The sequence below is a fragment of the Paenibacillus sp. BK033 genome (assembly GCF_004345425.1).
Taxonomy (GTDB): Bacteria; Bacillota; Bacilli; order Paenibacillales; family Paenibacillaceae; genus Pristimantibacillus.
In genome coordinates this window covers 1,149,294-1,171,505 of the sequence record NZ_SLVP01000001.1, presented here as the reverse complement: position 1 = coordinate 1,171,505, position 22,212 = coordinate 1,149,294, and the positions used below count along the sequence as shown (strand labels likewise).

The window sequence follows — 22,212 nt, the reverse complement described above, 5'->3', positions numbered from 1 at the left end:
CATCACTCCTTCGGCTTAAAAGTGTGACAGCAAGTAGCAGGTGATGTAGTTGCTTGATCCTGATGATAAAGCCCAAGATCGTCAGCTCCGAATTCTTCGTTAAAGTCGGCATGCTGGTCGATTTCAACGGAAATGGCATCAGCGCCGCAATTGTTGCCTTCTTTCCAGAAGGTACAATTGGATACGCTGCAGGTTACACCTTTCGGCATAAAAAAATCACCTCCGATATCAAGTTTCCCTGATCGAAAGTGATTCATTCCGTCCTATTTTTGCCCCTGCATACGGCGCTGGGTCATGTAATCATTCTCGTAGTACGCCAGCTCGTCGCGGAGCTCTTCGTAAATTTTGGATACGCTGAGAACGATGTCGCGTGCTTCGCGCACCGGCTTGAAGCGGAAGCGGATGGCATCTTGTCCGGTATAAGCATAACGGCCGTCTTCCGAATAACATTCATTCTTCGGATAGAAGAAGGCGTTCACGCACTGATGGTAAACATCGTATAAGGCGCGTTCAGCAAAATCGTTATCGAAATTTGGCCGTCTGAGCAGTACTCCGAGTTTCTCGACAGAGACTTCAGAGAAGACCAACAGATGTCTCAAATCGGACAAGAGGCCTTTGTAAAACGTTTGTGCTTCATCTCCGGTTTCTTCGCCGATTAATTGGTTCAGCGAATACTGGTTAAGAAACGTTTCCAATTGATTAATTGCATCTTTTAACTTTGTACGCGATGTTTCACTAAGCGATTTCGCATTGGTCGATGGCATAGGTAGTTCCCCTTTCTTCTACTACAACAAAAAAAACTTAGGCATCAACAACATGATACCACAAATTACATTGGTTTGGTACTGGCGGTTCAGACATTGTCCGGCGCATATTTTCAGGCATGCGATGCGCAACCTAACCATTAGTGTTGCAACTACGCTGGCATAAGCGACGAAGGGACGAAAGAAACAATGAATGCGAAAAAATGGGTTGGTCTTTGCGCCATTATAGCACTGGTAGCTATTGTTGTACCCGGTACGCGATATATATTTCATGACCGGAAAGCACCTGAGTCCGAGGTAAGAAATTTCTCGGCACATCAGGAAAAGGCACTGAAAGTCAAAACCTTAAACAAAGATATGGACGCAACCGCTTTGCTCTGCACAACCGAGTGCAGCAAGGAATTCCGCAAGCTGATGACCGGAGATACCAATAAAGGCGCAATGAAAGCTCAGTCCGATAAAGTAGCCCATATGATGAGCATGCATAAGCATATGGTCTACATCAGCTGGATCAACGGTGACCGGAGCGTTGAGCGCGGCGCGCTTCCGGACAAAACGGCTTCGCAATACGTGGCCGATGCAAAAGCGCAAGTAAAAGCAGGCCAGCACTATCATTCCAAGCCATTCATGAGCGACACCGGCAGCCGGTACATGGTGCTTGGCGTTCCTAGCGGCAAAAATAACGGCATTGGCGTCGTTGGTGTCATTAACCAAGATATCGTTATGCAGGTCGAACGTCATCAAAAACGGAATTTGCGGCTTGTGCCTTACCCGGCCGAAGGCAACTACCGGATTGAATCGGTAGAACCCAATACCAACCGCGAGACGACGGTTCGTAATGGCGAAGACAACGGTAATGCCAGTCATTATCACGTCAAGGATGTGGTTGTACATTTTCAGGATAAGCTGACCAACAAGCAATTAGAACAAATCAAGCAAAAAATCAATGCCGAGAAAATTCAGCGTATTGGCGATACCTACGTATTCCGTTCGAAGAACATGGATGCGGATAAAATGGTTCATTATTTCCAGAAATCCTGGAAAACCGAATACGTTGAGCCTCACTATCTCTACCTGACAAACGAAACAGCTGGTGACTCGGCGGATATTATTACCCCTAACGATGCCCTGTACTCCCAATACCAGTGGAACCTGCCTTCCATCGAAACCGAAAAGGGCTGGGGCTTATCGAAAGGCAACGACAAGGTTATCGTAGCGATTCTGGATACCGGGGTCCAAGCCGATCATCCCGATTTGAAGGGCAAGCTGCTTAACGGCACAAATATCGTGGATTCAAACGCCGCTCCAAATGACGACGTTGGTCACGGCACCCATGTGGCGGGCATCATTGGCGCTACCGTCAACAATGGCGAGGGTGTAGCAGGCATCTCCTGGTATAACAAAATTATGCCGGTTAAAGTGCTCGATAGCAGCGGCGCAGGCTCGACCTATTCCGTAGCGCAAGGCATTATCTGGGCCACGGATCACGGCGCCAAAGTCATTAACATGAGTTTAGGCAACTATGCGCAAGCCGAGTTTCTTCACGATGCGATTAAGTATGCTTACGATCATGACGTCGTGATGGTTGCGGCAAGCGGCAATGATAATACGGACCGTCCTGGATACCCGGCTGCATATCCGGAAGTGTTTGCAGTCGCGGCAACGGACGCGGGTAAAAATAAAGCCTCGTTCTCGAACTATGGCGATTACATTGACGTAGCGGCGCCTGGCGACAGCATCGCCAGCACGTATCCGGGCAGCCAGTACGCGGCGTTGTCGGGCACTTCAATGGCGAGCCCTCATGTTGCGGCATTAGCCGGATTGATTCGCTCGATTAACCCTGACCTCAACAATGAAGAGGTTATGGACATCATGCGCAAATCCGCCATTGATCTTGGCGACAAAGGCAAAGATAACTATTACGGCTACGGCCTGATCGACGTAGACAAAGCTCTGAAGTCGGCATCGAACTATACGACCGCCCTTCAGAACTTTCCAAGCCAAACCGAACGCCGCCTGGAGGCGATTAGCCGGCGCTATAAAGCGGATTAAGACCAATGTTTGCGTAGCAGATGGCTCGTTACGGACAGTATCTTCTTCCAGCCGCTGTGGACTCCCGCCGTTCAATTCTACAAAAACGGAAAGCATCCTCTGCCATTTCGCCGAGGATGCTTTTCTTTTCGGGTGACGACAATCTGCTCACCTTGCACGAAATACAGTATAATAAGCTCTCTTGAACCTGGAATCGGACTTATGCTGTATGAAATGCAGTATATTTCGCCAAGCATGCATATTTGAAGCCTTCCCGGGCGAGATATCCTGCATTTTCTGCAATATATCTCCCTCCTTTTGCTGCTACCTTGAAATATCGTGCATTTCGTACAACATCGCAGATCCGCCAATACGAACGAATCTTTACCGAGCGGCAAGCGGCAAAGCCTTATGAGGCGACCTCGGTTGTTCGATTGAGGAAGGGAAAGGGTATCTCTTGCGAAGCGGAGAGACACTCCGTCCCCGACGAGCCAACCACCTAATATTTCCGCAAGCAAGCAACAAAAAAGCCTCCCGGCGAATGCCAGGAGGCGTAATTTGTTGTCCGTTGCGGAAAGTTTGCCGTAAGCCGGGTTCTGTACTTCAAGTGGTATTAACGGGAACGACCCTCCCACAGCGAAGCGACAATCATCTATCTAGGCTGTTCATTGCTAAACAGCTCAAGCAACCAACCCGAACGAGCCTCGGGCTAAGGCTGCAGCTCTAGGCTGCTACGTTCTCTCGGTCTTGCTCCAAGTGGGGTTTACCAGGAATATAGTCACCCATACTCCTCGTGGTCTCTTACACCACGGTTCCACCCTTGCCTGTGCCGGCGTAAGCCGGCCATCGGCGGTCCATTTCTGTGGCACTATCCTTCAGCTCGCGCTGACTGGACGTTATCCAGCACCCTGCCCTGTGGAGCCCGGACTTTCCTCTCGCGGCAACAAGGCCGCCAGCGATTGTCTGTCAAACTTTCCGATGCACGAATAAGTATACAGGGTATTTTACAAAACCTCAACCTGTTTTATAGTCCCAATTGCTACACAAACCGGAAAGGTTCCGTATTAATGGTTGAAGGAACAGCCTTTGTTTCGTATTTCCGTTCGGCAAGCTGCTGATTAAGCCAATCGGCTACGCGCTGCTTCATAATCTTCTCGACATTATGGCCAGGATCTATGATCGAAAGACCGTCTGCAAGCGCATCGTGAGCGGAATGGTAATCGACGTCCCCCGTGATAAGAACATCCGCACCGGCAAATTGCGCATGACGGGCATAACGCCCCCCTGAGCCGCCTAATACGGCTGCTTTCTTAATAACTCTGTTCGGATCGCCAACCACGCGAACATAAGGAACCTCGAATACTTCCTTTACCTTCAGGGCCAGTTCTCCTAGGGTAACTGGCTGCTCAAGCTTGCCGCTGCGTCCAAGGCCAAAGGATCTGCCCTTCAGATCAACCGAATACAGGTCATAGGCGACTTCTTCGTAAGGATGAGCCTTCAGCATAGCCTGAACAACCTTGCGGTGAACGCTGTGCGGAACAATCGTTTCAATGCGGATTTCCTTCGCTTTTTCCAATTGCCCCGGCTTGCCGATAAACGGATTCGTGCCTTCCCCAGGCAAGAAGGTTCCGGTTCCTTCGATATTAAAGCTGCAGTGGCTGTAGTCGCCGATATGGCCTGCGCCGGCATTAAACATCGCTTGAAGCACCTTTTCATGCTGATCCTCCGGGACAAATACAACCAGCTTATACAGCTTATCCGTATGCACCTCTTCAAGACATTGGCGGCCTTCCGCCTTAATGCCAACCAGATCGGCCATCCAGTCGTTGATGCCGCCGTCAGCCACATCCAGATTGGTATGCGATATATAGACCGCGATTTCATTCTTAATTAGCTTCTCGTAAAGCCTGCCTGCCGGAGTAGACGTATCCAGCTTCGCCAAAGGCCGGTAGATGATGGCATGATGCGCGATGATTAGCTCCGCTCCGGCGGCAATGGCTTCATCGACGACTTCGTCCGTCACATCCAGAGCTACAACGATTTTCCGGATCTCCTTATTTAACGTCCCAAGCTGCAGCCCGATTTTGTCATTCTCGACCGCATAATGCTTTGGTGCCAGCTGCTCCATTATTTGGACGACGGTCTGCCCGTTTGCAAACATTGAAGCACCTCCTCGATTACACTCATTTCTTCTAGGAACTGCTGTTTCTTCTGCTCTGCCTGCTCCAGATCGGATTGGGACATCTGAGCTACAATCTTGCGAAGCTTATCAAGCTCCAAGCGCCATTTCTTGAAAAAGACCTCCTGCGGAGCACGAAGGAGATGCGGTCCCATCTTCTCCAAAATCGCTGCCCCCTTCTCCTGATAAGCCGGGAGCGTAAGAAAAGAGGCATCATATATCTCCGTATTTCGTTTCTTCCATTCCGCCTCATCATACTTGAAGGCATGCAGCACTTCGTAAATTTTATCGTCTTCTTCCAAAATGGATTCTTCCGCAAGGAACCATCCTCGCTTGAGCAGCCAGCCTCGCACAAATTCCTCGCCGATATTAGGCTGAAGAACAAGCTCCTTGACGCCGTCCAGCTTCCCGGCGGAATAACCCTCTTCCAGAATGCCGCTCATCAAGCTGCCGCCCATTCCCGCAATCGTTACCGTGTCGGCTTCGCCCGGTTGCAGAACGGATAAACCGTCCCCGCGCCTTACCTGCAGCTTGCCGGTAAGGCCGGCATCCGCCGCTTGCTTGCGTGCCGCTTCGAACGGACCGGGATTCAGTTCGCCTGCAATAGCAGACGGCACTCGTCCCGACTGAATCAAATAGACCGGAAGCAGCGCATGATCGGAACCGATGTCCGCTACGCGCGAGCCCGGCGTTACAAAGTCTGCGATTCTTTGCAGACGTCTCGATAATTTCAACATTAAGCAACCCACACCATCCATTGTTTTCGCATAAAGAACAACAACCCGCCGCCAGCGGCAATCTTCAGCAGCAATTGAAGCTGCAGCTGCAGCATAACCGGCTCGTTCCATGCAATCATTTCGTATAACTCCGGCATAAACCATAAGATCGCGCATGCCGCAAATAAAACCAAGGCTGCTTGCTTGGACCAACGGTGAACAAACCAGCATGCCCAGCCGAACAGAATCGAGAGCGGCATCCAGTAAAGCTGCGATTCATACCACTCCGGAGCGCTGGTAAACTTGGCCAGCAGCCATGCATATACCATTATTCCCGCAAGCCAGCCGCAAAGATGCAGCAGCTGGATTCTTGCCGCAATTCCGTACACCACCCAGAACAGCGCGCATAAACCAAGCATCCCTGCCTTCCAGCCCCAATCCGTCATCTCATGCTGATCCAATATGTATAGGCCTGCACCAAGCATCAATAGCATGCCTGCACCGGTTACGGCAAGACCTGCGGGCTCGTGGCGGCGCCTCAAACGCGCGCCAAACCCTAACAATCCAATGACGCCAACGGCCGAAACCCCAATTTGCAATAGGGGGTGAAAAACGTTAAAATAAAGCACAACAAAGGAAATTAAGGTAAAAAAACCAAATGTAAGGAGCCAATGCTTGCCGGAAGCTCGTTGTACGGCCATTACCGCTTTGGCGATCGAATGATTGGATTCTCGCTTTGTTTCCTGATCATGATCCATATACAAGTTAAGCAGAAAATCACAGTATTGATCCGGCAGCAATTTGCTTCTGCTCCAATGCTCAATCTCTCTGACGATAATCTGGCGTCGCTCTTCATTCATATGCCTTATGTTGTCCTCTCCGGTAGAATGACGATAGGGTCAATTGGAAAAAAAGACCTTGCTGCAAGAGCAGAAAGGTCCTTATCGGTTAAAGCTATCTTATTCTAGGAAATCTTTAAGACGTTTGCTGCGGCTTGGATGACGGAGCTTGCGGAGCGCTTTCGCTTCGATCTGACGAATCCGTTCGCGGGTAACGCCGAATACCTTGCCAACCTCTTCGAGGGTGCGAGTACGGCCATCGTCAAGGCCAAAACGCAGACGGAGTACATTTTCCTCACGCTCCGTCAACGTATCAAGAACATCTTCCAGTTGCTCCTTGAGCAGCTCATAAGCCGCTGCGTCAGCAGGAGCCAGTGCTTCCTGATCTTCAATGAAGTCGCCAAGATGCGAATCGTCTTCTTCGCCAATCGGCGTTTCGAGCGATACTGGCTCTTGAGCAATCTTCATGATTTCCCTTACTTTATCGGTGCTGAGTTCCATCTCCGCGGCGATTTCTTCCGGGGTCGGTTCGCGCCCAAGCTCTTGAAGGAGCTGTCTCGAGACCCGGATCAGCTTATTGATCGTTTCGACCATATGAACCGGAATCCGAATGGTACGCGCTTGGTCCGCTATGGCGCGCGTAATCGCCTGACGAATCCACCATGTCGCGTACGTACTGAACTTAAAGCCTTTTTGATGGTCAAACTTCTCTACCGCTTTAATCAGACCCATGTTGCCTTCCTGAATCAAGTCCAGGAACAGCATGCCGCGGCCTACATAACGTTTCGCGATACTGACAACGAGACGAAGGTTCGCTTCCGCAAGTCTGCGCTTCGCTTCCTCATCCCCGTTCTCAATTCGTCTTGCCAGTTCGATTTCATCATCCGCCGACAGGAGCGGAACACGGCCTATTTCCTTCAAATACATGCGTACAGGGTCATTAATCTTGATTCCCGGAGGCAGAGCCAGGTCATCGTCGAAATTGAAATCATCATTTTCGCGATCCGAATCTTCTCCGCGGTTAAGCGGATCACGATCCTCATCCCTCTCGTTCAATACCTCAATACCTAAATCATCGAGCTGTTCGAAAAACTCATCGATTTGTTCCGGATCCTGATCAAACGGCGATAATTTCTCCATAATCTCTTTATAAGTTAAGGAGGCTCTTTTCTTCCCCTGTTCAATCAATTGTTCCTTCACTAAATCCAATTTTTGTTCGGCTTCTAGTTCAGTATGCTGATCATTCGCCATATTCCGACTCCCTCCTCCCTAGAACCGATCGTCAAGTCGTTCCTTTTAGCTGTCTCTCTAGGGTTATAATCTCACTTAACATTTGCGCGGCGAGCAGATGATCTCCGGCGCGTTCCGCCTGCATCATTTCCTCTTTTTTTCGGTCGATCTCCCGGAACCTAGGTACTTTGATAATGTCCTGAATATCGGCTTCCAAAATTGCATCGTCAAAAGGAAAATCTCCGTCCATCATCAGAATGGCTGCAGCCGTTCTCTCCAGACGTTCGTCTTGGAGCGAGGCGATAAACCTCCCGGCATCCGGATCATAGCCCTGCGCATAAAAAGCGTATAAATAAGCAGCAAGCGCTGCGTGATCCTCAATATTGAACGCGTCTCCCAGCTTTTCATGCACGGTTTGCGCCACATCCCTGTCGCGCATCATCACATGAAGCAGCCTCCGCTCCACATACGTATAAGCGGGCATTAGCACGGGAGGCCCCGATCTTCGGCGATTTTCATTCCTACCATTATTCCACGAATTGTCGTTATTATCCCTTCCGGGTTTCTTTTTTTGCAATTCTTGATGCTTAATGTGACAATCCTGCTTTAATACCTCTAATGGGAAATTAAATTCGCGCGAAAGCTCCTGCAGGTATACTTCGCGTTCAATAGCCGAATCAAGCTCTGCCACAATTCCGGCGGCTTCAAGCAAGTAATTTTTCCGACCTTCTTCTTTTAGCAGTATATGGTTTTTTCTTGAATATATAAGCTTAAATTTTGTAGTTGTGACAGGCTGATCAATGACTTCCCGAAGATAATCGTCGGGACCGTATTCGGTAATATATTCATCCGGATCCTTACCTTTCGGAAGCATGGCCACCATTACTCTAAGCCCCGCTCCTTCGAGCATCGGAATAGACTTCATAGCGGCAGCTTGTCCGGCGTCATCACCGTCATAACAGACCACGATTTCCTCAGCCTGCCTTGCAAGAATGCTGCAATGCTCCTCCGTCAAGGCCGTTCCCATTGTGGCAATCCCGTTCTTTACGCCGGCACTCCAAGATTTAATTACATCCATATACCCTTCGAATAAAACAACTTGCTTGCTCTTGCGGATGGCAGGTCGCGCATGATGCAGATTGTAAATCGTGCGGCTTTTCGTAAACAGCATCGTTTCCGGTGAGTTCAAATATTTCGGCTGACCGTCGCCGATTATTCGTCCCGCAAACGCCGTTACCTTGCCGTCCCGATCCCAAATCGGAAACATGATTCGTCCCCGAAACCGGTCTACATATCCGCTTCCGTCTGATTTCGCGGATAGCAGCCCGCCTTTCTCCATCAAGGCGGGATCGAAATTTCTCGCTGTTAAGAACCGGCTTAGCGTATCCCACTGTTCGGGCGCATAACCGATCATAAATTGATTGATCAGCTTGTCGCCAAACCCGCGCCCGCGCAAATATTCTTTTGCCTCGGTGCCGTACTGCGTATTGTTCAGCAAATAATGGTAAAATTTCGCAGTCAGCTCATGGGCTTCAAGAACAGCGCTTCGTTCCGTGTCGGCTGCCGTTGGCTTCGAGCCGTCCGGATTAGCCCAGGTAACAGGGATGCCCGCCTCTTCGGCAAGCACTCGGACCGCTTCTGGAAAGGTATAGCTTTCGATCTCTTCCACGAACCGGATAACGTTGCCGGTCTTCCCGCAGCCGTAGCAGTGGAATATCTGCAGCTCCGGCGTGACGGTGAAGGAAGGCGTCTTCTCCGAGTGGAAGGGACAAAGCCCTTTCATGTACTTGCCGTTCTTAGAGAGATGAACGTATTTGCTCACCGTATCTACGATGTCATGATGACGGCGTACCGCCTCAATAACGTCATCCGGTATTTTACCGTAGGTCATTATCCATCACCTTCATCCTAATGACACGTAAATAATATTCGCTAAATGTCATGTTTCTCCTGCAAGTTTGATAAAACTTTTGTCAACTTTTGTTGAAAACGCTCCCGATCCTCATGATTCATTGCTTTTGGGCCTTTCGTTTTCCCCCCTGCGCGCCTTCTTTTCGCGGATTCATGACGCCGTTCCATCAAATAATCGATGTTCTCGTCCGAATACTCTTCGCCGCGCGGAGACAAAACGACAGCCCCTTTTCCGATTGCAATGCATGCCAGACCAAAATCCTGCGTAATCACGATATCGCCTTTGGCTATATGATTGACGATATACAAGTCGACCGATTGGCTGCTCCGGTCGACTTGCACAACCGAAACACCTTCCTGCGGCTCAAGCCGATGGTCATAGGAGGATACCATGACGACCGGGACGCGGAAGCTGCGTGCGGTCCGGGCAATTTCCGTCTTAACGGGACAAGCGTCGCCGTCGACGACGACTGTCGGTTGTTTAAGCTCCATCACGCATCCCCGCTTATTGTTGTATATTTCAATTACCGTACTATTATATACGGCAATACTTCAAAAAAATCCTGCATTTCAAGCTTAAACGCCGCGAAAATGCTCCATAATCAGACTCGCCGTTTCTTCCACCGCGCGATGCGACACATCGATGATGACGCATCCGATTTGTTTCATAATCGCTTCCGCGTATTCCAGCTCCTTCAGGATCCTGTCCTCCGCCGCATACGAAGCGCTGTCCGGCAGTCCAAGCGCCTTGAGCCTTTCCTTCCGGATCGTGTTCAAGTACGGCACGCCTATCGTTAGGCCGATAATCCGATCAACCGGGACGGTAAACAGTTCCTTGGGCGGCTTGATTTCCGGGACGAGCGGAATATTGGCTACCTTATATTTTTGATGCGCCAGATACATGGACAGCGGGGTTTTCGACGTGCGCGATACACCGATCAGCACGATATCCGCTTTAAGGACGCCGGAAGGGTCCTTGGCGTCATCGTAACGGACCGCGAATTCCACGGCATCCACCTTGCGGAAGTAATCCGCATCCAGAACGTGATTGAGACCCGGCTCTTGACGGGAATGACGGCCGGTCTGCCGTTCAAGGCTTTCGATCAACGATCCGAGAAGATCGATGGCTTCCACTTCATGCTCCTTGGCAAGATTCTTCATTGCTTCGCGCAAGTGCGGAATAACAAGCGTGTAGAGCATGATAGCTCCGGAAAGCTTGGCCTGCAAAACGAACCTCTCCAAGGTGGGCACATCCATGACGAACGGTGCGCGGCGGATGTCCGTCTGCACCGGATGGAACTGCGCTACCGCCGCCCTCACGACCAGTTCTCCGGTATCGCCCGCAGCGTCGGATACGACGTAAATAATCACTTCAGCTGAACCTGCCACAATCATCATCCCTTCCTTCTATGGATTGACGACAATGATACTTTGACGAGTGCAACCTGTATTACCAGACCAGCTTCGAGAAGTCGGCAATAGCCGTAATGTCGTCCGCGATAAGCGCAAGAGTCGCCAGACGGTTGCTGCGCACGGCGTCATCCTTGGCCATAACCATTACCGAATCGAAATACGCGTTAATCGCCTGCTTAAGCGAAGACAAATTGGCAAGCGCGGAAGCGATATCCCCCTCGGCGATAGCGTCCGCGACCGCTGGATGGGCTTTTTGCCACTGCTCGTAAAGCGCGCCTTCCGCCGCTTCTTCGAAGAGGGCTGAATCCACCGTGCGCGATTCCGCTTTGGAAGCAAGATTGCATACCCGGTTAAAGGCATCGATCGTCAGCTTGAATTCGCTTCTCTCGCTGCCGGAAGCCAATTCGTTAATCAACGCGGCGCGCTCGACGGTAATACGCAAATCGTTAAAGCCGGTTGCCATAACTGCGTCAACGACGTCATAACGATTAGCTTGCTCCGACAAAACGTTCTTCACGCGAAGCGCAAAGAAGTCGTTCATGTCTTTGCGAATCTCGTCCGCGCCGCGTTTCATTCCGCGTGCTTCATGCACCTGGAGAGCCGCGTCAAACAGGTCTGTCAGCTTCAGATCAAGGCCTTGAGCCAGAATAATCTGAACGATACCCGATGCTTGACGGCGCAGGGCGTACGGATCCTGCGAACCTGTCGGAATAATGCCGATCGAGAAGCAGCCCGCGATCGTGTCCATTTTGTCGGCAAGGCTGACAATGGCGCCTACGAGGGATGCCGGCGCGCGATCGCCAGCAAAGCGAGGCTGATAGTGCTCATTGATCGCTTTTGCTACCGTTTCGCTTTCTCCTGCTTTGCGGGCGTAATCCTCGCCCATAATGCCTTGCAGTTCAGGGAATTCGTATACCATTTGCGTAACCAGGTCAAATTTGGAAATATCAGCCGCGCGGCTTGCCGCCGAAGCTGTGTCCGCATCGACGCCCAGCTTCGAGGCAATCAGATCGGTTGTCGCGCGGATTCTTCTAACCTTATCGGCAACCGTACCCAGCTCTTCGTGGTAAACGATATTTTCAAGCTTCGCAAGCGCATCGTTAATCTCAAGCTTCTGGTCTTCCTCGTAGAAGAATTTCGCGTCGGACAGACGAGCGCGAAGAACCTTCTCGTTGCCTTTCGCAACATTCTCGATCGAAGTCCGGTCGCCGTTACGCACGGTTACGAAGAACGGCTGCAGCTGGCCTTCCGCGTTTAATACCGGGAAATAGCGCTGATGCTCGCGCATCGACGTTATAAGAACCTCTTGCGGAATGTTGAGGAAAGCCGGATCAAACGTTCCATATAATACGTTCGGATACTCGACCAGGAATAAGACCTCTTCGAGCAAATCTTCCTTGATCGCGATTTCCCAGCTCTTCTCCTTGGCAAGCTCCTCGATTTGAGTCACGATCAGCTGCTCGCGTTCTTCCACGTCAACAATAACATGCTGCTCGCGCAGACGCTCTTTATAATCCGCCGGAGATGCAACAACCGTCTCCTGGCCCAGGAAGCGATGGCCGCGGGATACATTGCCGCTCTTTACGTTCGTGATTTCAATCGGAATAATGTCTTGCCCAAACAAAGCGATAATCCATTTGATCGGACGCACGAACTTCAGTTCATAACTGCCCCAACGCATGTTTTTCGGGAAGGACATCGATGTGATCAGGTTTGTCAGCCCTTCCGGCAATACGGAAGCCGTTTCCGTGCCTACGCTGCTTTTGTTCGCATACACGTACTCAACGCCGGCAAGCTCCTGGAAAAAGAATTGCTCCGGATCAACGCCTTGGCTGCGCGCGAAACCAAGCGCCGCTTTGCTCCAGTTGCCTTGATCGTCAAGGGCGATTTTACGCGAAGGACCTTTAACCTGCTCGTTGACGTCTTCCTGTTTCTCGGCTACGCCTTTTACATACAGGGCAAGACGGCGAGGCGTAGCGAACACCTCAACCGATTCGTACGGAATGCGCGAATCGTCGAACCATTTGACCGCCTTGTCCTTCAATTGGTTCATGGCGCCGCGCACAAAACGCGCCGGTACTTCCTCAAGTCCAATCTCCAGCAATAAATCCTTAGCCATTGTTCTCCACTCCTTTCTTCAGCAGAGGGAAGCCGAGACGTTCCCGCTCCTCCAGATAAGTCGCTGCGCAAGCGCGCGCCAAGTTGCGGACGCGCATAATATAGCCCGTGCGTTCCGTTACGCTTATAGCGCCGCGTGCGTCCAGCAGGTTAAACGTATGGGAGCATTTCAACACGTAATCGTAAGCCGGAAATACGAGGTTATGCTCCATCGTTTTTTTGGCTTCTTCCTCATACATGTTGAACAGCTGGAACAACATCGCTGAATCGGAAGTCTCAAACGTATATTTCGAATGCTCGAATTCCGGCTGCAGGAAGACGTCACCGTAAGTTACGCCGTCTACCCACTCCAAATCAAACACATTCTCTTTTTCCTGAATGTATGAAGCGAGGCGCTCCATGCCGTACGTAATTTCGACCGCAACCGGGTTGGCATCGATGCCGCCGACTTGCTGGAAGTACGTAAATTGGGTAATTTCCATGCCGTTCAGCCATACTTCCCAGCCAAGGCCCCATGCGCCAAGAGTGGGGGATTCCCAGTTGTCTTCGACAAAGCGGATATCGTGATGCTTTGGATCGATTCCAAGACGCTTCAAGCTTTCCAGGTACAGCTCCTGAATGTTGTCGGGGGAAGGCTTCAGGATGACCTGAAATTGATGATGCTGATACAATCGGTTCGGATTCTCCCCGTAACGGCCGTCGGCAGGACGGCGGGAAGGCTCCACATAAGCTACGTTCCATGGCTCCGGGCCAATCGTGCGGAGGAAGGTCATCGGGTTCATCGTTCCCGCGCCCTTCTCGACATCGTACGGCTGTACGAGGATACAGTTTTGCTCTGCCCAGAACTGCTGCAGAGTCAATATCATGTTTTGAAAATTCATGACCTCTTAGCTCCTTTATCGTTTAGTATGGCGAAGGCGGGGACACAAAAAGCTCCCGTCTCTACGCCTGCTCCCAGACGTAGGGACGAGAGCTGCTGACTCCCGCGGTTCCACCCTACTTGACCTCCGCTTGTCGCTGCTCATTCCAGCAGCGTGCGAAAATCCTCTTTTCGTTAACTGACTCCGGAGTGCCTTTCGCAAATTTAGCCTGACCGGGCTCCCACTATCCCCGGATCGCTAATTCAAGGCATCAACTGCTACTTTCTCCATCACTGTCCATCTTCATATTCAAATATATTAAACACTTTTCATGCAGTTGTCAAACCAGTTATTAGGTACTAATGCCCAAGATCAATCATACGGAATAATAAAAAACGGCATGCTCGGTCAACGGACTGAGCATGCCGCTTATTCGAAGGAATACTTATCCATTTGATCAAGAAACGTTCTCGATTTCAATTGAATGCCGATATGGACATCCATAAGCTCCCGCATCAGCTTCTTGAGCTCTTTCTTGGTCTCCGGCTTCACCTGAATGGCGCCAAGACGCCTCAGGTCCATCCGGCTGAACAACCGCAGAAGCTTATAAGCCCCATCCCCCATCGCAATTGCCTGGGCATCGTTTCTTGCGCAGCTCGGGCATAGCACTCCGCCTGCGTGCGGACTTAAGCGGAAAGGTCCCTGCTCGCTGCCGCAATTGACGCAGGCCTCCAATTCCGGAGCATAACCTGAAGCCTCTAATATTCGCATCTCGAACAAATGCGAGACGATTTGCGGATCTTTCCCTTCCTCCATTGCGGCAAGCCCGGCCTTAAGCTGTTCAAACAGCATCGCGCCGGATTCGTCTTCCTGGAGCATCTTGTCCGTAAGCTCAGCCAAATAAGAAGCGTAAGCCGCCAAATCAAGCTTCTCACGTAAAAGATGGTGAGATTGGAGAATCTCACCAGCATTGAGCGTGCCTAAACCTTTATTTCGGAAAAATACGAACTCGCCGTATGTAAATGGCTGCGCGAGAGAAGCATGCCTGCTCTTCACCTTCTTCGCGCCGCGCACCATTACGCCAAGCTTTCCGTTTGTTTTCGTCAGCAGCGTAATTATTTTATTGCCTTCCCCATAGTCCATGCTGCGGATGACAATGCCCTCCACACGATATAGCATACTACCTTCTCCCCCATGCTTGATTCAAGGCAGCCTGCAACGTAATCAATTAAAGGGCAGACGACTCCTCGAACTCAGCAGCAAGCTCTTCATTGTCTCCCGGCAAATGTTGAGGATGATTCTCTGGACCAAGTTGATCCATTTCCTTGTAGAGCATGTACGACTCCACATCACCGGTCAATGTAAAATACTTCCACGAAAAATTTCGCATTCGTATTCATCCCTTTCCGCCATGGAAATGAAGCCCCAGACGGTAATTAGGATACGGTAATTTGCCGAATGCTATCCTTAACAAAATTCGTCAAATCGGCTTAATCGTGACGGAAGCCGAAATCCTTCAATACGCGCTCCTGATTGCGCCAATCCTTCTTCACCTTGACCCAAAGCTCCAGGAATGTGCGCGATCCAAGCAGCGCTTCGATATCGCGGCGGGCCTGCTTGCCGACTTCCTTCAGCAAGGCCCCCTTCTTGCCGATAATAATGCCTTTCTGGGAATCCCGTTCCACGAAGATAACCGCGCCGATGTATACAACGCCGTTCTCCTGCACTCTCATATCCTCGATGCCAACCGCAATCGAATGCGGAATTTCTTCACGGGTCATATGCAGGATCTTCTCGCGGATCAGCTCCGCGCAGACGAATTGCTCCGGATGGTCGGTGACCTGATCGGCCGGATAATATTGCGGTCCCTCCGGCAAATATTTCTGGATTTGCGCAAGCAATGTTTCGACGTTATTGCCTTGAAGCGCCGAGATCGGCACAATCTCCGCAAACGGATACAAATCCTTGTATTGGGTGATAATTTCCAGAAGCTTTTCCGGCTGAACCTTGTCAATCTTGTTCATCACAAGAAATACGGGCGTATCCACCTTTTTCAGCTGTTCGATGATAAAGCGGTCGCCGCCGCCCAGTCCATCGGCAACGTCAATCAGGAAAAGTACGGCCTCGACCTCTTTTAAAGCGCCTTCCGCGGTTTTCATCATATAGTCGCCTAGCTTGGATTGCGGTTTATGAATGCCGGGCGTATCGAGGAAAACGATCTGCGACGTTTCCGTCGTGTACACGCCGTGGATTTTATTTCGGGTGGTCTGCGGCTTGTCCGACATAATGGCAATTTTCTGCCCGATTAAATGATTCATAAGCGTAGATTTGCCGACATTCGGACGACCGATAATCGCCACGAATCCGGAACGGAATTTCGTTTCAGTCATATGAATAATTAACTTCCTTTCTCTAATGAAGCCGGAGTAAATGCACCCGGCAGCAGCTCGCTAACCGTCATAATGTTCCAGTCCCCGCGCAGATTGCCCATAACGACCGGCATATCCGGCTTGCATAGCTCTACCAGTACCTGGCGGCATACGCCGCATGGGGCAATCGGTCCGTCCGTATCCCCCATGACGGCAATAACCTGAAATTCTCCCGGACGTTTGCCGTCGGCGATTGCGCGGAACAGCGCGGTTCTCTCGGCGCAATTGCAAGGGCTGTACGCGGCATTTTCCACGTTGCAGCCGTAATGGACATGGCCGCTTTCGTCCAGCAGCGCGGCGCCAACGCGGAAATTGGAGTAAGGCACGTATGCCCGCGACATGGCCTCCTTCGCTGCTTCAAGCAGGTTCGAATACCGCTCCGATAATCCCTCGAATGCCATGAGCCCCAACTCCTATTCTTCGTATTAATCCAATATAAAATGCCATAAGGGCGGCCCAAGAATGAGCAGCCCAATAATAATCGCGCAGCATGCCGCGACCAGCACGGCACCGGCAGCAATATCCTTAGCCGCTTTCGCAAGCGGGTGAATGCCGGGACTCGCAAGGTCAACGGTTTTTTCGATCGCCGTATTAACCATCTCCAGGGTGAACACAATCGCCATCGTTAACAACAGCACCGCCCATTCCAGCCGGGTCAGGGGCAGGAACGCCCCTAACAGACACACCATAACGGCAGCCGCCGTATGAATTTTCATATGACGCTGAGACCGGACAGCCAAGGCAATTCCCGAACAAGCAAAAGACAGGCTGCGGATAAACTTCAGCATTAACGCGACAGACCTGCCTTCTGAAGAACGGCTTCCTGTTTTGCCGTCATTTCGGCTTCGCCCGCATCGTCCATATGGTCATAACCGAGCAAATGGAGGAAGCCGTGCACGAACAGGAACCCGATCTCCCTTTCCAGGGAATGGCCGTAATCCTCGCTCTGCTCCTGGGCTTTCTCAATCGAGATTACGATATCGCCAAGCATGCCGGAGATTGGATCCATCTCATCCTCGCTCTCCACTTCGAAAATAATATCGAGCTCTTCCGTCCCGTCATCCTGCATGGCGAACGATAAGACATCAGTAGGACGGTCGATATTGCGGTATTCGCGGTTAAGCTGGTGAATCTGCTCGTTATCCGTAAAGGTCAGAGTCACTTCGCCGTCCGTAAGTCCTTCCATCTCGCCGGCGATCTGAAGAAGCTGCTCCAGTCTCGCCACCCATTGATCGGGAATCTCCATTTTGTCTTGTTCGTTGCTCCAGTCTAATTGCAAGCTCATGCTTTGTTAACGCTCCTTTGGTTTTACGTCTTCCGGGTATTCAATCCGCGAGTGGAATATGCCGATAACGCTTTCTTTCAAAGAATGGGCAATCTTGTCGAGCTCCTTCATCGTCAGATCGCACTCATTATATTGATTGTCATCCACGCGGCTTTTAATAATCTTCTGAATCATCGCCTCTACCTGCTCCACCGTAGGGCTGCGCAGGCTGCGGACGGCCGCTTCCACGCAATCGGCCAGACCAACGATCGCCGCTTCCTTCGATTGCGCTTTTGGACCCGGATAACGGTAGTCATCCTCCGTGAAATTCACGGTTAACCCCTGCTCCTCCGCTTGTTTCAACGCTTTGAAGTAGAAGAACTTCAAGGAGGTTGTCCCATGATGCTGCTCCGCGATATCCCGGATCGGCTTCGGAATATTTTGCGCCTTCAGCATATCAACCCCGTCGCGGGCATGGGCGACGATAATCGATTTGCTCAGCTTTGGCTCGATGGTATCATGCGGATTTTCCATATTCGTCTGATTCTCGATAAAATAGCTTGGCCGCTTCGTCTTGCCGATATCGTGATAATACGAACCTACGCGGCAAAGAAGTCCGTCCGCTCCGATCGACTCGGCAGCCGCTTCGGCAAGATTGCCGACCATTACGCTGTGATGGTAGGTGCCAGGCGTCTCCGTAAGCAGCTTGCGAAGCAGCGGATGATTCGGATTCGACAGCTCTACGAGCTTCAGCGCCGACAATATGCCAAACGTAATTTCGAAGAACGGCATAAGCCCAATGACAAGAATCGCCGTTAATAGTCCGCTAGCAAACGCGAATGCAAGAGAATAAACGAGCGGCCCTTGCTCAAGCTGCTCCTTCAGGAACATAAGCGACAATACGGCCAGCGAACCAAACAAGCTGACCATAATTCCCGCCTTAAGGATGGTAGACCGCTGGCTTGCCCGGTGAATCGAGAATATCGCCGCCAGGGAAACCACGATAATAACAAACCCGTATTGATAGTCGAAAATTTGACCGGTTTGCGTATTTAGTATAATACTTCCGCAAAGCGCAAACAAAACCGAGCTGATAATCGCCAGATTCACATCCAGCAGCAGCGTAATCAGCATCGTTCCAAGCGCGGCCGGGGCTAAATAACCGGCATAAGGCGCGGAATCGGTCTGCGTAAGGGAAATAACTTGCATCGTGATAATATTGATCAGATAAATGAGCCAGAGCATCAGCAGATGAGTATTGCCGTAGCTTGGCTTGGTCGAGTCGCTGGTCCCGTATTGGTGTATATACGTATACAGGCCAACCACGATCATGATGGACATCAGCAGCAGTCCAAGCTGCGGCCAATAATTGCGCTTGTCCTGCAGAAGCTCGGATTCCTTCAGCAGCTCGTACATCTCGGGCGTAATAATCTCGCCTTTTTTCACGATGAGGTCGCCTTCTTTGATCACAACCTGAGGCGTATTCTGCTTCGCGAGAATTTTGGCTTCGTCCGTTGCCTGCTGATCGAGGAACCGGTTAGGCATAATCGTAAACCGTGCCAGCTCCTGCACAATTTCGCGGCTGGAGCGGTTGGTCAGCGAGCTTGCGTTAACCAGCTCCGCAACCTTCGTGCGCGCCGTTTCCGCATCGCGGAGCTGCTCGCTCATTAGCTTGCGGACGACATCCTGCCCGACGGAGCGCATTTCCTCCAGTTGATCCAGCGTCAGATTCGGAAGCTTGTAGAACGTCTCTTCCGGAATCGTGTACGCCTGCTCCTTGATGACCTTCGACATTTCTTCAAGCAGCGAATCGTTGTACTTGCCGGTGCCCATATTCATTTTTACGAAATTATCGACAAACGCATCATATTTGCCGGGAATCTCATTCCGGTAAATTTCAACCTTGTTTTGCACCGTCACCTGATCATCCAGATTAAGCTGCTCGATCCGGACGAAAATTTGATCGATCAGCTGTTCGTTGCGCAACGCGACATTCGAATAGATCGAATCGATTTTATTCGCTGCCTCTTCCTGCGCTTCCAGCGTTGCCTTGCTGTCGAATATCTGATGCGGAGCAGCGATATCCTTGTCGCTGGGCGCATCCACCTGGATATCGTAGGTTTCCGGTACAAGATGGGGAGCGAGACTGAAATAAAACAGCAGCGCAAACAAAAACAAGAGCAGGACTCGAACAGCCGTGCTCTGCTTCCAGCCAGCCGATTTTGTCTGTTGAAGGTTAATTTGTTTTCCGGCCTGAGTCTGATTCATCGAGCGGACATTCCTCTCTATGCTTTGTTTTCAGCGTCCCAGTTGTATGCCACGATTATTTTCTGAACCAAGGAATGGCGAACGACGTCCTGCTCGGAAAAATGAATAAAACCAATTTCCTCAATATCTCTCAAAATGCGCTGCGCTTCGATTAACCCGGAGTTTTTGCCCCGCGGCAAATCAATCTGCGTCACGTCGCCCGTAATCACCATTTTCGAGCCAAAACCAAGCCTTGTCAGGAACATTTTCATTTGCTCCGGGGTTGTGTTCTGCGCTTCGTCCAAAATAATAAACGAATCATCCAGCGTGCGTCCCCGCATATAAGCAAGAGGAGCGATCTCGATGGTTCCGCGCTCAAACGCCTTTGCCGTCTGGTCCGGACCTAATACGTCATGCAGCGCGTCATAGAGCGGGCGCAGATACGGATCCACCTTTTCTTGCAGGTCGCCAGGCAGGAAGCCCAGATTTTCGCCGGCTTCAACCGCAGGACGGGTCAACATTATTTTTTTAACAGAGCCTTCCTTAAGCGCCGCTACGGCAAGAACAACCGCAAGATAGGTTTTGCCGGTACCGGCGGGGCCAATGCCGAACACGATATCCTGCTTCTTGATTGTCTTCACGTAATGACGCTGACCGATCGTCTTCACGCGGATCGGCTTGCCTCTGTAAGTCGTCGTAATTTCAGCTTTAAGCAAATCGAGCAGTTCTTCCGCTTGCATGTTGCGCGCAAGATCAAGCGCATAAGTAATGTCTCTCTCGGACGGAGTATACCCGCCGCGGACCAGCTGAAGCAGCACGTTATAAAACTGCTCTAGCGACTCCACCTCTTGCGCCGGACCGGAAATAACAATTTCCGCTTCGCGGGAAGACAGAGTAGCCTCCATCTGTTGCTGCACAAGCTTTAGATACTTATCTTGGGGACCAAACACGGCCAAGCCCTCTACTGCATTTTGGAGCGGAATTTTGACTACTTTTGCTTCACTCTGCAACAACCTCATTCTCCTTGCATCTGGACTAGTGGCATCTCTTCTACGATTGATTGCTCCACTTCAAAAAGAACTTTCATATAAACTTTACCATTGTCCGTCTTTTCATGCAAAACAATTTCCTTTAATATAACCGCGTCCTTGCCTGCTTTGAGCATGATATCGGCCTTCGCCTGGAGCATTCCGTTGTTTTTCGCTTCCTCTTCCGTAAGCTCCCTTTCATCGGTGCGGACCTCCATAATCGTTTTCTTGAGCCGCCCGAACGGCAGCTTCAACCCGCGCCATGACGCCTGCTCCTCCACAACAACGTTCTCGGACGAATCAAACGGGTTTTTGCCATAACCGCTTACCTGAAGCGCACGGCTGCCTATTACAGCGTACCACTTTGTTTTCTTCTCTCCCGTATATACTTTAACCTCCTGCGTGAGAGGAGAAGCCACATTGAATTCATACCATACGAGGCCGCGCACCTTCCCCTTTGCCACAACCGACTGCGTGTACGCACCGCCTCCGATCGTTCCCGAGATTAACGTCTGGCCTTTTTTGACTTTCATGTTCTTCTTGACGACGGGGCGGCCCTTCTCGGTATAAATCTCCGTTATGACCGCATCGTTCGAAGCTACCAGATGCCGAGGATTTTGCAGCTCCGCCTTCTCCGCTTCCGTCGATTCAACGACTTGAATAACGATCCTTGTCCCTTTTTTCTCTACGCCAACCCAGGCCGTTCCGGGAAGATCGGTGACCAATTCCTTGGATAACAGATCTTTATCCTTAAGCTTGAACGACCATTGCATCGGAAAGATTCCTTCCTTCTTGGCCGCCGTTAATATCTGTTCCTCGGTAAGCTTTACATTCCCTTTCACCTCAACGGACCAGACAAGCGAAGACAGCAAATATATGCCGACAAAAAACAGGCCGATCCCGATCGCGAAAAATTTTCTTTTCTCGAAACGGACCAGCCAGAAGGGCATCCCTTCCCGTTTAACGACATGCGCCCTGCAGCCTGTCTCTTTCAAGAACGGGCGAAGACGGAAGAAATCGCCTACAGACAGCTCGAATTCCAGCTTCCCACCGCTTGTCCATCGAATGGAAGACAGCTCGAGCCCCCCTTCGAGAGCCCTGTTCACAAGCCGTTCAGGTTGTCCGCCCCTGATATGCACCGTGACGACACCGCGTACCCACTGCAGCCATTGACCCGCCATGC

At 50.9% G+C, this 22,212-nt stretch carries 21 protein-coding genes and 1 other RNA gene; 1 reads left to right on the top strand and 21 read right to left on the bottom strand.

Annotation, left to right across the window (positions count from 1 at the left end; genetic code table 11):
- Positions 1-2: 2 nt before the first annotated feature.
- Both EV294_RS05135 and EV294_RS05130 read right to left on the bottom strand, forming a co-directional pair.
- Positions 3-209 (bottom strand): DUF1540 domain-containing protein, encoded by a 207-nt coding sequence (locus tag EV294_RS05135; RefSeq protein ID WP_132304422.1) that lies wholly within the window; start codon positions 207-209, stop codon positions 3-5.
- Between the two features lie 54 nt (positions 210-263).
- Positions 264-764, bottom strand: coding sequence for a YpuI family protein (locus tag EV294_RS05130; protein WP_132304420.1), 501 nt, complete (start codon positions 762-764; stop codon positions 264-266).
- Between the two features lie 189 nt (positions 765-953).
- On the opposite strand from EV294_RS05130, the gene EV294_RS05125 reads away from it, so the two are divergent.
- Positions 954-2,816 (top strand): S8 family peptidase, encoded by a 1,863-nt coding sequence (locus tag EV294_RS05125; RefSeq protein WP_132304418.1) that lies wholly within the window; start codon positions 954-956, stop codon positions 2,814-2,816.
- A 549-nt stretch (positions 2,817-3,365) separates the two neighbouring features.
- Here the strand turns inward: EV294_RS05125 and rnpB are convergent.
- From rnpB to yqfD, 19 genes are all read right to left on the bottom strand, one after another.
- Positions 3,366-3,770: RNase P RNA component class A (rnpB, locus tag EV294_RS05120), an RNA gene on the bottom strand.
- A gap of 64 nt (positions 3,771-3,834) precedes the next feature.
- A complete protein-coding gene (locus EV294_RS05115) occupies positions 3,835-4,956 on the bottom strand; it encodes a Nif3-like dinuclear metal center hexameric protein (RefSeq protein WP_132304416.1) in 1,122 nt (373 codons plus the stop codon).
- The gene (locus EV294_RS05110; protein ID WP_132304414.1) at positions 4,923-5,711 is read right to left on the bottom strand and encodes a tRNA (adenine(22)-N(1))-methyltransferase; all 789 of its coding nucleotides are present in this window, start codon (positions 5,709-5,711) and stop codon (positions 4,923-4,925) included. Before EV294_RS05110 ends, EV294_RS05115 begins: the two co-directional genes overlap by 34 nt.
- Positions 5,711-6,550 (bottom strand): hypothetical protein, encoded by an 840-nt coding sequence (locus EV294_RS05105; RefSeq protein ID WP_132304412.1) that lies wholly within the window; start codon positions 6,548-6,550, stop codon positions 5,711-5,713. The genes EV294_RS05110 and EV294_RS05105 overlap by 1 nt, the downstream gene beginning before the upstream one ends.
- A 99-nt stretch (positions 6,551-6,649) precedes the next feature.
- Positions 6,650-7,780 (bottom strand): RNA polymerase sigma factor RpoD, encoded by a 1,131-nt coding sequence (gene rpoD, locus EV294_RS05100; RefSeq protein WP_132304410.1) that lies wholly within the window; start codon positions 7,778-7,780, stop codon positions 6,650-6,652.
- Between the two features lie 31 nt (positions 7,781-7,811).
- Positions 7,812-9,650, bottom strand: a complete 1,839-nt coding sequence (gene dnaG / locus EV294_RS05095; protein ID WP_132304408.1) for a DNA primase — start codon at positions 9,648-9,650, stop codon at positions 7,812-7,814.
- A 41-nt stretch (positions 9,651-9,691) separates the two neighbouring features.
- The gene (locus EV294_RS05090; protein ID WP_132304406.1) at positions 9,692-10,162 is read right to left on the bottom strand and encodes a YaiI/YqxD family protein; all 471 of its coding nucleotides are present in this window, start codon (positions 10,160-10,162) and stop codon (positions 9,692-9,694) included.
- An 84-nt stretch (positions 10,163-10,246) separates the two neighbouring features.
- Positions 10,247-11,065: a pyruvate, water dikinase regulatory protein gene (locus tag EV294_RS05085; protein WP_132305294.1), complete on the bottom strand. Its 819-nt coding sequence runs from the start codon at positions 11,063-11,065 to the stop codon at positions 10,247-10,249.
- 55 nt (positions 11,066-11,120) lie between these two features.
- Complete coding sequence (glyS, locus tag EV294_RS05080) at positions 11,121-13,202, bottom strand: glycine--tRNA ligase subunit beta (RefSeq protein WP_132304404.1); 2,082 nt, start codon at positions 13,200-13,202, stop codon at positions 11,121-11,123.
- Positions 13,195-14,082, bottom strand: a complete 888-nt coding sequence (gene glyQ, locus EV294_RS05075) for a glycine--tRNA ligase subunit alpha (protein ID WP_127496388.1) — start codon at positions 14,080-14,082, stop codon at positions 13,195-13,197. The genes glyS and glyQ overlap by 8 nt, the downstream gene beginning before the upstream one ends.
- A 408-nt stretch (positions 14,083-14,490) precedes the next feature.
- The gene (gene recO, locus EV294_RS05070; RefSeq protein ID WP_132304402.1) at positions 14,491-15,240 is read right to left on the bottom strand and encodes a DNA repair protein RecO; all 750 of its coding nucleotides are present in this window, start codon (positions 15,238-15,240) and stop codon (positions 14,491-14,493) included.
- A gap of 49 nt (positions 15,241-15,289) precedes the next feature.
- Entirely contained in the window at positions 15,290-15,451 is a 162-nt protein-coding gene (locus EV294_RS05065) for a YqzL family protein (RefSeq protein WP_132304400.1), read from the bottom strand.
- A 100-nt stretch (positions 15,452-15,551) separates the two neighbouring features.
- On the bottom strand, positions 15,552-16,451 hold the full coding sequence (gene era / locus EV294_RS05060; protein ID WP_132304398.1) for a GTPase Era: 900 nt from the start codon (positions 16,449-16,451) through the stop codon (positions 15,552-15,554).
- Between the two features lie 8 nt (positions 16,452-16,459).
- A complete protein-coding gene (gene cdd, locus EV294_RS05055) occupies positions 16,460-16,891 on the bottom strand; it encodes a cytidine deaminase (RefSeq protein WP_132304396.1) in 432 nt (143 codons plus the stop codon).
- Positions 16,892-16,915: 24 nt separating this feature from the next.
- Positions 16,916-17,278, bottom strand: coding sequence for a diacylglycerol kinase family protein (locus tag EV294_RS05050; protein ID WP_132304394.1), 363 nt, complete (start codon positions 17,276-17,278; stop codon positions 16,916-16,918).
- A complete protein-coding gene (gene ybeY, locus EV294_RS05045) occupies positions 17,278-17,775 on the bottom strand; it encodes an rRNA maturation RNase YbeY (protein ID WP_132304392.1) in 498 nt (165 codons plus the stop codon). The genes EV294_RS05050 and ybeY overlap by 1 nt, the downstream gene beginning before the upstream one ends.
- A 6-nt stretch (positions 17,776-17,781) precedes the next feature.
- Entirely contained in the window at positions 17,782-20,022 is a 2,241-nt protein-coding gene (locus EV294_RS05040) for an HD family phosphohydrolase (RefSeq protein WP_132304390.1), read from the bottom strand.
- A 17-nt stretch (positions 20,023-20,039) separates the two neighbouring features.
- Positions 20,040-21,020: a PhoH family protein gene (locus tag EV294_RS05035; protein WP_132304388.1), complete on the bottom strand. Its 981-nt coding sequence runs from the start codon at positions 21,018-21,020 to the stop codon at positions 20,040-20,042.
- Positions 21,017-22,210: a sporulation protein YqfD gene (yqfD, locus tag EV294_RS05030; protein ID WP_132304386.1), complete on the bottom strand. Its 1,194-nt coding sequence runs from the start codon at positions 22,208-22,210 to the stop codon at positions 21,017-21,019. Before yqfD ends, EV294_RS05035 begins: the two co-directional genes overlap by 4 nt.
- Positions 22,211-22,212 lie beyond the last annotated feature (2 nt).

What these genes read in the sequence shown, in the direction of transcription:
- EV294_RS05135 (WP_132304422.1), bottom strand. Translation starts at nt 209, where the DNA reads ATGCCGAAAGGTGTAACCTGCAGCGTATCCAATTGTACCTTCTGGAAA.
- EV294_RS05130 (WP_132304420.1), bottom strand. Translation starts at nt 764, where the DNA reads ATGCCATCGACCAATGCGAAATCGCTTAGTGAAACATCGCGTACAAAG.
- EV294_RS05125 (WP_132304418.1), top strand. Translation starts at nt 954, where the DNA reads ATGAATGCGAAAAAATGGGTTGGTCTTTGCGCCATTATAGCACTGGTA.
- EV294_RS05115 (WP_132304416.1), bottom strand. Translation starts at nt 4,956, where the DNA reads ATGTTTGCAAACGGGCAGACCGTCGTCCAAATAATGGAGCAGCTGGCA.
- EV294_RS05110 (WP_132304414.1), bottom strand. Translation starts at nt 5,711, where the DNA reads ATGTTGAAATTATCGAGACGTCTGCAAAGAATCGCAGACTTTGTAACG.
- EV294_RS05105 (WP_132304412.1), bottom strand. Translation starts at nt 6,550, where the DNA reads ATGAATGAAGAGCGACGCCAGATTATCGTCAGAGAGATTGAGCATTGG.
- rpoD (WP_132304410.1), bottom strand. Translation starts at nt 7,780, where the DNA reads ATGGCGAATGATCAGCATACTGAACTAGAAGCCGAACAAAAATTGGAT.
- dnaG (WP_132304408.1), bottom strand. Translation starts at nt 9,650, where the DNA reads ATGACCTACGGTAAAATACCGGATGACGTTATTGAGGCGGTACGCCGT.
- EV294_RS05090 (WP_132304406.1), bottom strand. Translation starts at nt 10,162, where the DNA reads ATGGAGCTTAAACAACCGACAGTCGTCGTCGACGGCGACGCTTGTCCC.
- EV294_RS05085 (WP_132305294.1), bottom strand. Translation starts at nt 11,065, where the DNA reads ATGATTGTGGCAGGTTCAGCTGAAGTGATTATTTACGTCGTATCCGAC.
- glyS (WP_132304404.1), bottom strand. Translation starts at nt 13,202, where the DNA reads ATGGCTAAGGATTTATTGCTGGAGATTGGACTTGAGGAAGTACCGGCG.
- glyQ (WP_127496388.1), bottom strand. Translation starts at nt 14,082, where the DNA reads ATGAATTTTCAAAACATGATATTGACTCTGCAGCAGTTCTGGGCAGAG.
- recO (WP_132304402.1), bottom strand. Translation starts at nt 15,240, where the DNA reads ATGCTATATCGTGTGGAGGGCATTGTCATCCGCAGCATGGACTATGGG.
- EV294_RS05065 (WP_132304400.1), bottom strand. Translation starts at nt 15,451, where the DNA reads ATGCGAAATTTTTCGTGGAAGTATTTTACATTGACCGGTGATGTGGAG.
- era (WP_132304398.1), bottom strand. Translation starts at nt 16,451, where the DNA reads ATGACTGAAACGAAATTCCGTTCCGGATTCGTGGCGATTATCGGTCGT.
- cdd (WP_132304396.1), bottom strand. Translation starts at nt 16,891, where the DNA reads ATGGCATTCGAGGGATTATCGGAGCGGTATTCGAACCTGCTTGAAGCA.
- EV294_RS05050 (WP_132304394.1), bottom strand. Translation starts at nt 17,278, where the DNA reads ATGCTGAAGTTTATCCGCAGCCTGTCTTTTGCTTGTTCGGGAATTGCC.
- ybeY (WP_132304392.1), bottom strand. Translation starts at nt 17,775, where the DNA reads ATGAGCTTGCAATTAGACTGGAGCAACGAACAAGACAAAATGGAGATT.
- EV294_RS05040 (WP_132304390.1), bottom strand. Translation starts at nt 20,022, where the DNA reads ATGAATCAGACTCAGGCCGGAAAACAAATTAACCTTCAACAGACAAAA.
- EV294_RS05035 (WP_132304388.1), bottom strand. Translation starts at nt 21,020, where the DNA reads ATGAGGTTGTTGCAGAGTGAAGCAAAAGTAGTCAAAATTCCGCTCCAA.
- yqfD (WP_132304386.1), bottom strand. Translation starts at nt 22,210, where the DNA reads ATGGCGGGTCAATGGCTGCAGTGGGTACGCGGTGTCGTCACGGTGCAT.